This window comes from Leifsonia sp. 21MFCrub1.1, assembly GCF_900107895.1.
Lineage (GTDB): Bacteria > Actinomycetota > Actinomycetes > Actinomycetales > Microbacteriaceae > Leifsonia > Leifsonia soli.
The window spans coordinates 3,568,664-3,581,265 of record NZ_LT629867.1 but is presented as its reverse complement, the minus strand read 5'-3'; the positions used below and the strand labels follow the sequence as shown (position 1 = coordinate 3,581,265).

17 protein-coding genes are annotated in these 12,602 nt (G+C 71.2%); 9 read left to right on the top strand and 8 right to left on the bottom strand.

The genetic code is table 11. The features are described 5' to 3' along the window. Positions 1-127: 127 nt before the first annotated feature. Genes BLW09_RS16905 through treY form a run of 4 tightly spaced genes read right to left on the bottom strand, consistent with a single transcriptional unit; the run spans position 128 to position 4,722 of the window. Positions 128-496 (bottom strand): type II toxin-antitoxin system death-on-curing family toxin, encoded by a 369-nt coding sequence (locus BLW09_RS16905; RefSeq protein ID WP_089915456.1) that lies wholly within the window; start codon positions 494-496, stop codon positions 128-130. Next, positions 493-696, bottom strand: coding sequence for a hypothetical protein (locus BLW09_RS16900; protein ID WP_089915453.1), 204 nt, complete (start codon positions 694-696; stop codon positions 493-495). The genes BLW09_RS16905 and BLW09_RS16900 overlap by 4 nt, the downstream gene beginning before the upstream one ends. A 46-nt stretch (positions 697-742) precedes the next feature. Beyond that, positions 743-2,443, bottom strand: a complete 1,701-nt coding sequence (gene treZ, locus BLW09_RS16895; RefSeq protein ID WP_089917045.1) for a malto-oligosyltrehalose trehalohydrolase — start codon at positions 2,441-2,443, stop codon at positions 743-745. Positions 2,444-2,457: 14 nt separating this feature from the next. Next, on the bottom strand, positions 2,458-4,722 hold the full coding sequence (gene treY, locus BLW09_RS16890) for a malto-oligosyltrehalose synthase (RefSeq protein WP_089915450.1): 2,265 nt from the start codon (positions 4,720-4,722) through the stop codon (positions 2,458-2,460). 130 nt (positions 4,723-4,852) lie between these two features. On the opposite strand from treY, the gene BLW09_RS16885 reads away from it, so the two are divergent. From BLW09_RS16885 to BLW09_RS16865, 5 genes are all read left to right on the top strand, one after another. Then, positions 4,853-5,167 carry a DUF7882 family protein gene (locus BLW09_RS16885; RefSeq protein ID WP_089915447.1) on the top strand — a complete coding sequence of 105 codons (315 nt, stop codon included), beginning with the start codon at positions 4,853-4,855 and terminating at the stop codon, positions 5,165-5,167. A 35-nt stretch (positions 5,168-5,202) separates the two neighbouring features. Further along, entirely contained in the window at positions 5,203-5,757 is a 555-nt protein-coding gene (locus BLW09_RS16880; protein WP_089915445.1) for a MarR family winged helix-turn-helix transcriptional regulator, read from the top strand. Positions 5,758-5,868: 111 nt separating this feature from the next. Further along, complete coding sequence (locus tag BLW09_RS16875) at positions 5,869-6,267, top strand: MarR family winged helix-turn-helix transcriptional regulator (RefSeq protein WP_231946925.1); 399 nt, start codon at positions 5,869-5,871, stop codon at positions 6,265-6,267. Positions 6,268-6,357: 90 nt separating this feature from the next. Further along, positions 6,358-6,531, top strand: coding sequence for a CsbD family protein (locus BLW09_RS16870; protein WP_089915439.1), 174 nt, complete (start codon positions 6,358-6,360; stop codon positions 6,529-6,531). A gap of 120 nt (positions 6,532-6,651) precedes the next feature. Further along, entirely contained in the window at positions 6,652-6,969 is a 318-nt protein-coding gene (locus BLW09_RS16865; protein ID WP_089915436.1) for a hypothetical protein, read from the top strand. Here the strand turns inward: BLW09_RS16865 and BLW09_RS16860 are convergent. Beyond that, a complete protein-coding gene (locus BLW09_RS16860; RefSeq protein WP_089915433.1) occupies positions 6,942-7,892 on the bottom strand; it encodes a helix-turn-helix domain-containing protein in 951 nt (316 codons plus the stop codon). The two genes, BLW09_RS16865 and BLW09_RS16860, sit on opposite strands and share 28 nt — an antisense overlap. Positions 7,893-7,977: 85 nt before the next feature. On the opposite strand from BLW09_RS16860, the gene BLW09_RS16855 reads away from it, so the two are divergent. From BLW09_RS16855 to BLW09_RS16845, 3 genes are read left to right on the top strand one after another with little or no spacing between them, the layout of a single operon-like run. Beyond that, a complete protein-coding gene (locus BLW09_RS16855; RefSeq protein WP_231946923.1) occupies positions 7,978-8,193 on the top strand; it encodes a hypothetical protein in 216 nt (71 codons plus the stop codon). A gap of 56 nt (positions 8,194-8,249) precedes the next feature. Further along, positions 8,250-8,879: an HAD-IA family hydrolase gene (locus tag BLW09_RS16850; RefSeq protein WP_231946922.1), complete on the top strand. Its 630-nt coding sequence runs from the start codon at positions 8,250-8,252 to the stop codon at positions 8,877-8,879. Between the two features lie 47 nt (positions 8,880-8,926). Then, positions 8,927-9,805 (top strand): alpha/beta fold hydrolase, encoded by an 879-nt coding sequence (locus BLW09_RS16845; RefSeq protein ID WP_089915427.1) that lies wholly within the window; start codon positions 8,927-8,929, stop codon positions 9,803-9,805. Here the strand turns inward: BLW09_RS16845 and BLW09_RS16840 are convergent. Together BLW09_RS16840 and BLW09_RS16835 are read right to left on the bottom strand one after the other, a co-directional pair. Beyond that, entirely contained in the window at positions 9,802-10,248 is a 447-nt protein-coding gene (locus BLW09_RS16840) for a hypothetical protein (protein ID WP_089915424.1), read from the bottom strand. The genes BLW09_RS16845 and BLW09_RS16840 overlap by 4 nt on opposite strands. Continuing rightward, positions 10,245-11,270 carry a glycoside hydrolase family 6 protein gene (locus tag BLW09_RS16835; RefSeq protein ID WP_089915421.1) on the bottom strand — a complete coding sequence of 342 codons (1,026 nt, stop codon included), beginning with the start codon at positions 11,268-11,270 and terminating at the stop codon, positions 10,245-10,247. The genes BLW09_RS16840 and BLW09_RS16835 overlap by 4 nt, the downstream gene beginning before the upstream one ends. Before the next feature lie 225 nt (positions 11,271-11,495). Here BLW09_RS16835 and BLW09_RS16830 point away from each other — a divergent pair, with 225 nt between their 5' ends. After that, positions 11,496-11,969 (top strand): hypothetical protein, encoded by a 474-nt coding sequence (locus tag BLW09_RS16830; protein ID WP_089915419.1) that lies wholly within the window; start codon positions 11,496-11,498, stop codon positions 11,967-11,969. Between the two features lie 9 nt (positions 11,970-11,978). Here the strand turns inward: BLW09_RS16830 and BLW09_RS16825 are convergent, their stop codons facing one another. Continuing rightward, positions 11,979-12,539, bottom strand: coding sequence for an ATP-dependent Clp protease proteolytic subunit (locus tag BLW09_RS16825; protein ID WP_089915417.1), 561 nt, complete (start codon positions 12,537-12,539; stop codon positions 11,979-11,981). Positions 12,540-12,602 lie beyond the last annotated feature (63 nt).

The window sequence follows — 12,602 nt, the reverse complement described above, 5'->3', positions numbered from 1 at the left end:
GTCCGGCGGGGGAGCCGGGGGCAGGGTCGGGACACGGTGCCTCCGTTCGGTAGAACGCCACGATACCTGCGGGGTGACACGCGCATCCAGCCATTGACAGGGGGGTTGCGGACCGTTAGGCGCGCGGCTACAACGGCGAGATCCGAGACTCCAGCCACCGGACGACCTCGTCGTTTTCGACGCCACCGTCGGCCACCTTTCGAATGAAGGCGTCCGCCTCCGGCACCGGCTCGCTGGTCAGGTGCAGGCCGTTGAGCGCGAGGAAGGTCTTGGCCACGATCCAGGCGAGTCGCTTGTTGCCGTCGGCGAGCGGGTGGTTGCGATTGAGGGCGATGAGGAGCGCAGCCGCCTTCTCGATATCACCCTCGTACATCTCCTCGCCGAAGACGGGCAGGGGCGAGGCGAGTGCCGACAGCAGCAGATTCTTGTCGCGAACGTTAAAACCCAGTTGTCTCATCAACCCCAGCACATCGCGAGGCTCGAGATACTCGGTCACCGGGAGAGGGCGTCGAGCAGGGCCGCGTCCTCGTCGAGGATGCGGTCCATGATCGCCCGCGTGCGGGCGCTCTTGTCGAGCTGAGCGGCTCGCTCTTCGAGGGCGAGCTTCACGACTTCTGTCTTCGTGCGGTGCTCCTGCTGGGCAAGCGCTTCGAGCAGTTCTTCGTGGGCGGTGTCGAGCCGCAGATTCATGGCCATTTTTCGCTCCTAGTACCAAGTGGTACCTAAGCGTACCACCTCGCACCTACTGTCGCGTCGCGCGAACCGCTTCGTCGAATGCCGCGATCGCATCCGCTGGAGCAGCTCCGAGGCCTGTGCCGGACAGGCTCACCTCCACGAGCAGCTCACCGCGGCGGAACCGGAAGACGCCGTCTGTGTACGCCACCTCGGTCGCGGGCGCATCGGCCGGGATCGTGCGGCGCAGTGCAGTGAGCGTGCGGTACCAGGCGAGCATGCGGGCGTTCTCCGGACGCTCCGGCTCCGACCAGTCGAGCTTGGAGCGCCGGAAGGTCTCGGGGTCCTGCGGGTCGGGCACGACATCCGGGTCCCATCCCATCCGGGCGAACTCCGCGATGCGTCCCTCCGCCGTGGCCTTCCCGAGTTCGGGCTCCGGGTGGGAGGTGAAGAACTGCCACGGGGTCGTCGCCGCCCACTCCTCGCCCATGAAGAGCATGGGCGTGAACGGGCCGAGCAGGGTGAGGGCGGCAGCCGCGGCGAGGCGTCCGGGGTCCAGTGTCGCGGTGAGGCGGTCGCCGACGGCGCGGTTGCCGATCTGGTCGTGGTCCTGGCTGAACACCACCAGGCGGGTGAACGGGATGTCCGGGTCGAGCGGCCGGCCGTGATGGCGCTCGCGGAAGCTCGACCACGTGCCGTCGTGGAAGAAGCCGCGCTGGAACACCTTCACCAGCGCCTCCGGCCGGGCGAAGTCGCCGTAGTAGCCGGTGTCCTCTCCGCTCAGATTCGCGTGGATGGCGTGGTGCACGTCGTCGTCCCACTGCGCGTGGAGGCCGTAGCCGTGGTGCGAGCGCGTGCGGATGAGCTTGGGGTCGTTGAGATCGCTCTCCGCGATGAGGGTGCGCGGGCGCCCGGTCTCGCCGGCGAGCTCGTCGGCGAGGATGGCCAGCTCCTCGAGCAGGTGCGTCGCGCTGTGATCCTGGAGCGCGTGCACCGCGTCCAGACGCAGGCCGTCCACGTGCATCTCGCGCAGCCAGTACTCGGCGTTGTCGAGGATGTACCGGCGCACGTCGTCCGACAGGGGGCCGTCGAGGTTGATGTTCACGCCCCAGGTGCTGGCTCCCTGGCCGAGGTAGGGACCGAACTTCCCCAGGTAGTTGCCGCTGGGCCCGAGGTGGTTGTACACGACGTCCTGGATGACGGCGACACCGCGACGATGGCACACCTCCACGAAGCGCTGGTACGCCTCCGGTCCGCCGTACTGCTCCTGGACGGCGTACCAGAGCACGCCGTCGTAGCCCCAGTTGTGCGTCCCGTTGAACGCGTTCACCGGGAGCAGCTCGATGGCGTCGACGCCGAGGTCGATCAGGTGGTCGAGCCGGGCGGCCGCGGCGTCGAGGGTGCCCTCCGGCGTGAACGTGCCGATGTGCAGCTCGTAGACGACCGCGCCCGTGAGGTCGCGGCCCTCCCACGCGCCGTCGTCCCAGGCGCGGGCGCGCGGATCGAACTCGCGGCTCAGGTCGTGCACGCCGTTCGGCTGCCGACGCGACCGCGGATCGGGGAACGGGCCGTCGCCGTCGACGACGAACCCGTAGTCGAGCGGCTCCGCCGGCAACGTCGGCGCCTCGGCGAGCTCCCACCATCCGCCGGCCGGGTTCGCGTCCGACGCGGGCACGCGGGTGAGCGGGAAGGTGCCGAGGCCGCCGAGCACTACATCCACCGACCGGGCCCCGGGTGCCCATACGGGGAAACGCCGGTCGGCACCCGTCATCCGGTCGCCGCCGCTCACCGGATCACCGCCAGCAGGGCGACCGGGTAGGTCTCGAGCAGGGAGGCGAGCGGCACGCGCCCGGAGAACTCGCGCCCGGTCAGTTCGTCGCGCATGCGCTGGTCCTCCAGATCGATCGTGGTGTCGGCCCAGCCTCCGGTCGCGGAGAGCCCGACCGGCAGGCGGGTGGCGATGGCGATCGCGCCGCCCCGGTCGAAGCCGACGAGGTGGCCGGCGCGCGAACCCTCGGCGTAGACGGGACGGTAGCCGGTGAAGAGCTCCGGCCGGTCGCGGCGCAGGCGGAGCGCCTTCGCGGTGACCAGCTCCTTCGCCGCGCCCGACGAGTCGACCGCGGGCTGCCATCCCTCGTCGATGTGGGCGAGGAGCCCGGCGGCCGCGTCGAATTCGACCGGACGGCGGTTGTCGGGGTCGACCAGCGAGCGCTCCCAGCGCTCCGAGCCCTGGTACACGTCCGGGATGCCTGGCGCCATCAGCTGCAGCAGCTTGGCGCCGAGCCCGTTGCTGGCGCCGGGGGCCTCGATGACAGCCGCCAGCGCCTCCACCTCGGCCCGTACGCGCTCGTCGTCGAAGGCTGCGTCGATCGCGGCGAGCATCCGCTTCTCGAACGCCTCGTCCGGGTCCGTCCATCCGGTCGACGCCCCCGCCTCGCGCGCGGCCTTCAGCGCGTAGTCGTGCAGACGCTCGCGGGATGCGGGCCACGCGCCGATGACGGACTGCCACAGCAGGCTCTCCAGCGAGCCGTCGCCGAACCCGACGCGCTCCCGAACCGTCCGCAGGAACCGCTCCCAGCGTCCCGGCAGCTCGGCGAGCACGTGGATGCGCGCCCGCGTGTCCTCGCCGCGCTTGGTGTCGTGCGTGGAGAGCGCCGTCATCGACTCGGGCAGGCGCCGTTGGCGGTCGGACTGCCGGCGGTGGAACTCCTCCGGCGAGATCGCGAACTCGGAGGGGTCCGCGCCGACCTCGGTCAGCGAGACGAGCCGGGTGAATCGGTAGAAGGCGTTGTCCTCGACGCCCTTCGCCATGATCGCGCCCGTGGTCTGCTCGAACCGCTCGCCCAGGCGGTCGACGATGCGAGCCAGGACGGGCGCGAGGTCGGGGCGCGTCGCCGCGGCGGCCAGGCGGGCCTCCTCCAGGTACTCGTCGCCGTAGGGGAGGTAGCTGCGGTACACGGGGAACCAGGCGGCCAGCTCGGCGACGGCGTCGGCGACCTCCTCGTCCGTCCCCTCGCCGAGCTCGCGCACCACGCGGAGCACCTCCGAGCGGAGGATGCCGTCGGCGACGGCGCGCTTGCGGCGGTGCACGAGCTCGACCCAGTCCTGGCTCTCCTCGCGGTCGTCGAGCTCCCCGGCCAGGGCGGTCAGCGGCCCTTCGCCCGACGGGTCCACGAAGACGCGGTCGATGACGGCGAGGGCGTCGTAACCGGTGGTGCCCTGCACCGGCCAGTCCGGCATCCGCTCGTCGCCCTCGATGATCTTCTCGACCCAGATCGGCGCGTCACCGGCGAGGTCGCGCAGGCGTTCGAGGTACTGACCGGGGTCGCGGAGGCCATCCGGATGGTCCACGCGGAGCCCGTCGACGAGCCCCTCGCTCAACCAGCGGCCGATCTCGCGGTGGGTGTCGTCGAACACCTGCTGGTCTTCGACCCGGAGGCCGGCGAGCGTGTTGACGGCGAAGAAGCGGCGGTAGTTGAGCTCGGCGTCGGCGCGGCGCCAGGACATCAGCTCGTAGTGCTGGCGGGCGTGGACCTCGCGCGGGGTGCCCTCGCCGGTGCCCGGCGCGAGGGGGAAGCGGTGGTCGTAGTAGCGCAGCTCGCCGTCCTCGATGCGGAGGGCGTCCTCCTCGTCCGGTCCGTCGCCGAGGACGGGAAGGCGGAGTCGCCCGTGGCCGAACTCCCAGTCGATGTCGAAGAAAGAGGCGTGACGCGAGTCCCGGCCGTGAGCGAGCACATCCCACCACCACGCATTGACCGCCGGCGTCGCGACGCCCATGTGGTTGGGGACGATGTCGACGAGTACCTTCAGGCCCCGGGCGTGGGCGGCGTCGGCGAATTCGCGGAGCGCGTCCGGACCGCCCCGCGCTTCGTCGACGCGGCTGTGGTCGACGACGTCGTAGCCGTGCATCGAACCGGGCTCGGCCTCCAGGAGGGGCGACAGATAGACCCAGTCGGCGCCGAGGCGTCGGATGTGGTCGAGCACCTGGGTGGCGTCGCGGAGGGTGAAAGTGGGGGAGATCTGGAGGCGGTAGGTGCTCACAGCGTTCATTCTGGGGGAGGGGAGCGGTGCCGAGTAGGCCTTGAAATCGATCGCCGGGCATTTTGCTAGACGAGCGAGCTATATGATGAGACTAACTACATATCCGCTGGATCAGCGATACAACGAAGGGAGACGTGGCGTGGGAGTGCTCAGCTACGGGGGAGCCGACTACGAGTTCTCGGATCGCCTGCTGGCTCATGTGCAGGTCGTCATCACGACCAAGCTGCGCCGTCGAGAGTCGTTCGCGCTGAGCTGGATCCGCGATGGGGACGGCGGCCGCGAGACCATCTGGGTCGACAACGGGCTGCCGATCCGCTTCCGCTACGACGACGGCGTCATCGCGCCGCTCAACCGGGAGTGGCTCGAATCGCTCATGGACGGCACGCACCGCCCGAACGGGCTCCTCGTCACGCCGGAGCCGGCCGCGTCGCCGGCCGCGAAGGGCAAAAGCTAGGGAGTCTAGTTAGTAGGTGCTCTATCGTTAAGTGCATGACGTCCGAGACCCAGGGATCGGCGCACTACTGGTACGAGGAGCGCGCCCAGCAGCGCGCTCCCGGCATCGAGGTGCTCGAGGCGATGCGCGCGTACGGCGCCGCCGAGTCGGCCATGCGCCGGCGTTCCGAGGGCGTGCTGCGGATGAGCGAGAACGACGTCTCGGCCATGCGCTACCTGCTCCGCGCGCAGGAGGCCGGCCGCGCGGTCGGCCCAAAGGAGCTGGCCGAGTACCTCGGCATCCAGAGTTCGTCGGTCACCGCCCTGCTCGACCGTCTGGAGCGCGCCGGGCACGTCCAGCGTCAGTCGAGTCCGTTCGACCGGCGCGCGCTCATCGTGGTGCCGACGGTGCCGGAGGACGAGCTGCAGCGGTCGATCCTGGGCGACATGCGGCAGGAGCTCGTCGACGTCGCCGCGTCGCTCGACCCGGCCGACGCGGCCGTGGTGATCGACTTCCTGCGCCGGATGCGCGAAGCCGTCGACCACATCGACGCCGCGGAGGCGGCGCGTGGACCGAACCGCTCCGGCGACCGCACCCGCAGCAGCACGTAAAATCGGGGTATCGAAGAACAGACCGGCGGGCGGTACTGGTACGACCGTGCGGACCCGCATACCGTTGACGTCCTGAACGCGCTGCGCGACTACCGCGCCGCGGAGCAGGCGATGCGCCGTCGTACCCGCGAGTCGATGCGGATGGGGGAGAACGACCTCCGTGCGCTGCGGTTCCTGATGAAGCGGCAGAACGACGGCGCTCCGGCGACTCCGGCGGAACTCGGCGCCCACCTCCAGCTCAAGTCGTCGTCGGTCACCGTCATGCTCGACCGGCTGACGGTAGCCGGGTGGGTGAGCCGCCGGCCGCATCCCGCGGACCGGCGCAGCCTGGTGATCGTCGCGACCCCCGGTGCGGACGAGGAGGTCCGGCACACGCTCGAGGCGATGCACCGCCGGATGCTCGAGGCCGCCTCCGTGCTGGATGAGAGTCAGGCGGAGATCGTGACCGGCTTCCTGGGCCGGATGTCCTCCGCGCTCGAGGCGCTGGACCACCGCGACGGCGTCTCCTGAACGTGACGTGGGAGGTCCGCGGGCGGGGGTAGACCCGCCTGCGGAACGGTGGGAGCGTCGAAGACGAAACGGACCACGAAAGGGGACGTCATGGGACTGGACGACAAGATCGAGAACGCCGGAGAGAAGCTGGGCGGCAGCGCCAAGGAGGCCACGGGTAAGGCCACCGGCGACGAGCGGCTCGAGGCCGAAGGCAAGGGCGACCAGATCAAGGCCGACGTCAAGCAGGCCGGCGAGAAGATCAAAGACGCCTTCAAGCACTGACCCTCCGACGACCACGAAGCCCCCGCCCCGAACCTCCGGGCGGGGGCTTCGGCGTGTTCACCGGCCGGCCGACGGGATTTCGCCTTTTGTTCACCCGATCTGCGGAGTAGTTTCCGGTGCATGGGAGACCAGGCGGATCGCGCCAGGGCGGCGCGACGAGAGGGGATCGGGGCGGCGCTCGCCGTGCTCGCCCTCATCGCGACGGTCGCCCTCGCGATCGCCATCCCGACGCTGGGCGAGAATCCGCGCGCGTGGGGCGTGATCGTCTGCGGGCTGGTCACCGTCGGCCTGTGCGGTGACCTCGCCCTCCGCAACCGGCGGCTGCTGCGGCACTACCGGGGCGACGACCTCGCGCCGCGGCGTCATCCCGCCCCGCGGCGGGCGTTCCCGCTCGGTCGGCCGCCGGCGCGTCAGGCGCGCGCGAAGGCCGCGCGGTAGCGCGTCGGAGGGACGCCCACCTCGGCGTCGAAGTGGTGGCGCAGCAGAGTGGCGCTGCCGAAGCCGCACTGCCGGGCCACCTCGTCGATGGGCAGGTCGGTCGTCTCGAGCAGCAGCCGGGCGCGCAGGATGCGCTGGGTGGTCAGCCACTGCATCGGGGGCACGCCCGTCTCCGCCACGAACCGCCGCGAGAAGCTGCGGGTCGACATGTGCGTGCGCTCGGCCAGGCTCCCGACCGTGTGCGTCTCGTCGAGGCGCTCGGCCAGGTAGTCGATGAGCTCGCTGAACGTGTCGTCCTCGCAGTCGCTCACCGGCTTGTCGATGTACTGGCGCTGACCGCCGTCGCGCTGCGGCGGGACGACCATGTTGCGCGCGATCGTGTTCGCGACGGCGCTGCCGAGCTCGCGGCGGACGAGGTGGAGGCTGGCGTCGATCCCGGCCGAGGTGCCGGCGCTCGTGATGATCTGGCCGTCGTCGACGAACAGCACGTCCGGGTCGACGCAGGCGGCCGGGAAGCGGCGCTGCAGTTCGTCCGAGTAACGCCAGTGCGTGGTGCAGTCGCGCCCGTCGAGGAGTCCGGCGGCCCCGAGGGCGAACGCACCGGAGCAGACGCTGAGCAGGATGGCGCCGCGGTCGTATGCGCGGCGGAGCGCATCCAGGAACTCCTCCGGGTACTCCTCGCGGATCGTGGCTGCGGGGACGGCGATGAGGTCGGCGTCGTCCATCGCCTCCAGCCCGTAGGGGGCCGTGACGCTGACGCCGACGGGGCTGGCCACCGGACTCCCGGGCTGGATGGAGCAGACCCGGAAGTCGAACGGCTCGAGCCCGGCATAGCTGCGGTCGAGTCCGAACACTTCGCACACGACGCCGAACTCGAACATGGCGAAGTCGTCGATGAGGGGCACCGCGACGGATCGGATCATGCCGTCAGTGTAGTGGCCGAATCTTTGCGAAGATAGACCTGAAGCCATCTCGTGTCCGTATCTTTACGTCCGTAACGTGAGGGTCATGGCGAACACGACATGGACACAGGGGATGGAACACAGCTGGGTGGCGCGCCCGGCACGGACGACCGAGGGGCGACCGCCCCGTCGCCGACGCTTCGTGCTCAGTGACTGGCTGCCCGCGGCGATCCTCGCCCGCGGCGGCCGGGCCGACCGCGAGACGGAGCGCGCGCTCGGTGACCTGCGTGCGATCCACGCGGCCCGCGAGACGGGCCGCTGACGGCGGCGCACGGACACCCGGGGACCCCGTGGCGCCCCGTCTCCTAAGCTCGGAGAGTGGATGAGATCTCGGCGGCCGGCTTCCTGTTCGACATGGATGGGACGCTCGTCGACTCGACGGCGGTGGTCGAATCCGTCTGGACGGCCTTCGCCGTCCGCCACGGGGTGGATGCGGCCGCGCTGCTCGCGTACGCCCACGGCCGCCAGGCGGCCGACACGGTCGGGCACTTCCTCCCGGGGGTGGCGGAGGACGAGCGCGCCGTCCTGGTGCGCGGGCTGGTAGCCGAGGAGGTCACCCGCACGGACGGGATCGTCGAGATCCCGGGTGCGGTCGCGCTGCTCGAGCACCTCGTGGCTCAGCGAGCGCCGGTCGCCGTGGTGACCAGCGCGCCGCGCGCGCTCGCCGTCGCCCGGCTCCGCGCCGCCGGGGTCCCCGTTCCGGACGTGCTGGTCGCGGCGGAGGATGTCGCCCGCGGCAAGCCGCATCCCGAGGGCTACCTCCGTGCCGCGGAGCACCTCGGCGTCCCGATCGACGAGTGCGTGGTGTTCGAGGATGCGGAGGCGGGGATCGCCGCGGCCGTCGCATCCGGGGCCCGCGTCGTCGTGGTCGGCCACCACGAGTCTCCGGTCACCGACGGCCTCGACCGTCTCGGCGACTACGCCGGATTCCGGGCCGCCGTTCGCTGACGAGTACTGCATTGCGCGACGCCGCATGAGGCGAGCAGGATCGCGCCATGAGCACCAAGAGCGTGCCGCGGCGCCTGCCGCGCCGGCCGGCCTCGAGCCTCTCCGAGCGATGGACCGTCGTCGACGGCGTCGACGTGTTCTACCGCGAGTCGCCCACCCCGCCGGACGCCCCGGCGATGATGCACGTGCACGGGTTCGGCCTGTCCGGCCGCTACCTTCTCCCGACCGCTGAACGTCTCGCTGACGAGTTCCACACCCTCGTCCCCGACCTCCCGGGGTTCGGCCGGAGCGGCAAGGTGCCGGGGGGCCTCGACATCCCGGATCTGGCGCGCGACGCCGCCCGCTTCCTCGACGATCGCGGCATCGAGACGGTGACCCTCGTCGGCAACTCGATGGGCTGCCCGGTCATCCTCGAGTTCGCTCATCACTATCCCGAGCGGATCGACCGCGCCGTGCTCGTCTCGCCCGCAGGCGGCGCATACAACCGGCCGTTGCGGCGCGCCGTCGGCCAGCTGACCCGCGACGGCGGCCGGGAGCCGCCGCGGATGATGCGGGTGGCGACGCCGGACTACCTCCGCTTCGGCGTACCCAGCACCTTCAAGATGTTCAGCGCCCTCACGTCGTATCCGTCGCTCGAGCGGCTGCTGGAGCTGCGCATCCCGACCCTGGTGGTGATCGGCGACCGCGATCCGCTGCTGCCCGGCCCCGACCGGGTGCGGGAGGTCGCGGCCGCGACCGACAACCACGTGCTCGTGGTGCGGATCGAGGGGGCGGCGCACGCCATCAACTTCAGCCACCCCGGAGAGCTGGCCCACATCATCCGGCTGTTCATGGCCGACCGGCCGATCGTGGACGACCCGGCGTCGCCCGGGCACGCCAGCCTCTACGAGATCCACCGGGGGCGGCACCTGCCGTCGACGGACTAGCGGCGGCGGACGGACGGCGCCCCGGCGCAGAGCCGCGACCGCACCCAGTCGCCGGCGTCGCTGAGCGGCAGCTCGCCCGAGCGGACGGACCGCACGAAGTCCACCGCGAGATCGGTGAGCCGGCCGTCGGCGGAGTCGGGCGCATCCCGGCCGACGTGGATGGAGAGCCAGCGTGTCACGCGCGGTCCGACGCGGGCGGCGACGGAGACGATGCCGGCGAAGTGGCGCGCCTGCCCCTCGGTCCCGTCGTCGACGTGCCGGCGGAAACCGCGGCCGCGGACGCGATTCGACCCGCCGCTGCCGGCGTCGAGGAACCAGAACGGACCGCGCCGGACGCCCGCGACCTCGTGACCGAGGTCGCGCAGGAAACGGCTGGGCGATGGGGTCCGTGCGGCGAGGCGGTCGCACGCCGCGGCCAGCTGCTCGCAGGCGTCCGCGGTCACTTGCCGCGGCCGTTCACGAGCGCCTCCGCCCCGGCCTGCCACCAGACGCCCGCGGCGGGCCCGCCGTTGCAGCTGCCGTCGCTGACGCCGGGGTGCTTCACCCAGAGCAGCGCATCCAGCTTGCCGTCGGTGCCCTCCATCACCTTCGGGTCCTGACCGAGCGCGGCGCCGGGCGGATTGCACCACGTGCCCGTCCATCCGTTGCCGTTGCGGGAGACGTCGATCACGTAGTGCTTCCAGCCGACTTTCGACGACAGCCTGCCCGCATAGTCGCGTTCGCGCTGGGTCGTGTCGAAGTTCGACACGTTGGTGAAGAAGCCGTGCGCCTGCTCCACATCGGCGCGCTTCAGCCAGGCGGCCTGGTCGTCGGGCGACAGCCAGCGGGCGTTGCCGCCGTCGAGGTAGGTGGCGATGCCCGCGCCTTCGAGGATGCCCACCGACGAGCGCAGCAGAGGGAGCCGGACCTCCGCCGAGCCGGCGCACTTGTCGGACGACAGCATGGCAAGCGAATCGGGTTCCAGCAGGACGACCGCACCGCTTCCTTCCAGGGTGGAGGCGATGGTCCGGATCCACGGGAGGTACTGGTCGGCGGCGAGCCCGCCCTTCGAGTAGCCGCCGCAGTCCCGGTTCGGGATGCCGTAGGCGACGAACACCGGCGTCGCCTGCTGCGAACGGGCATCCGCGACATCGTTCCGGAGCTCGGTCACCAGGCGGTCGCCCTGGAACCACTCGCCCAGCCAGACGGCCGTCGGCACGGCGGCGATCCGGCCGACGACGGCCGCGGCCGCGGTGTCGCCCTGGGCCAGCAGGCGCTTCTGCGCCGCGGCCGCCTCGGTGTTCGGATCGAGGTAGAGGCGCGGTGACGCGAACGCGGGCTTCAGGCTGTCCGTGGTCGGGGGCGGGGTGGTCGGACCGCTGACCGCGGGCGGGGGCGTCGCAGCCCGCAGGCCGACCCCGACGGCCGCGGCGACCGCGACGAGGGCGAGCGCCCCCACGACTGCTGCGACGACCGGTTTCCGCATCCGCTCCCCTTCCGCGCACTCCCGGAAGTCCACACCCTAACAGCGCCGGGTGGACCGCATCCGTGTCGCCCGGATTGGGGTACAGACCCGTGTCCTCCAAACGACCCACAGACCGGTCTTTCTGGCTATGCTCGCGGATGTCACACCCGAGTTACTGTCTTGAGCCCCGCGGGAGCCGACCCGAAACCGGTCCGCGGGAGAACCCGAACGCGCAAAGGACGTACCGTGCACACCACCCTGCCCTACAACCATGCCCACGACCGGGCCCAGCTGCTCGCCCGCCGCCACGAGCGCGACCTGCACTGGGCGAAGGAGCGCCGTCGCCAGCACGAGCGCGAGAACGCGGAGGCGCGGGCGCTGCTGGCGACGCACCCGCTGCGCCTCGCCGGTGCGACGCTGTGGACCTCCGCGGCGGCGCTCGCCGCGATCGGCGCCGGCTGGGCGGTCGCCCTCGCCGTGACCGCCCCCGGCTGGCAGGCCGCCGTGGACGTCGCAGGCGCGACCCTCACCCTGGTCGTGCTCCTCGCGTCCACGATCTCCCTCGCGCGGATCCGTGGACGCCGGGCCGCGGCCCGGGCGTTGCTGCGCAGCAGGGACGCGCGCCTCTCTCACACGCAGTACCACATCCACGAGAGCGTGCACTCGTTCATCGACGCCCGGGTGGACGTGGCCAACACCCGGCAGCCGGTCTCCGCCTGACGGCCGCGGCTACGGCCTGAGGGCGGTCGTCGACCCGACCACCTCATCCACGAACCCGTAGTCGCGGGCCTCGTCGGCGGTGAACCAGCGGTCGCGGTCGCCGTCCTCGATGATCTGCTCCACCGGCCGCCCGGTCTGCTGGCTGGTGAGCTCGGCCATGCGGCGTTTGAAGTGCAGGATCTGCTTCGCCTGGGTCTGGATGTCGGCGGACGTGCCGCCGAAGCCGCCGTGCGGCTGGTGCATGACCACGGAGGAGTTGGGGAGGGCGTAGCGCTTGCCGCGCTTCCCCGACGACAGCAGGAACTGGCCCATGGAGGCGGCGAAGCCGAGCGCGAGCGTCGCCACGTCGGCCTTCACGAAGTTCATGGTGTCGAAGATGGCGAAGCCCGCCGTGACGGATCCGCCCGGGGAGTTGATGTACAGGAAGATGTCGCGGTCGGGCGCGATCGAGTCGAGGAGGAGCAGCTGGGCGCAGATGTCGTTGGCGACCTCGTCGGTCACCTCGCTGCCGAGGAAGACGATGCGCTCGTCGAGCAGCCGCTGAACGGGAGAGGTCTTGTCGGTGTCCATGAGGCCAGTGTGCGAGCCGCGTCGCCCGGTGTCTGCGGCTTCTGCCCGCCGCGAATCTGCGCA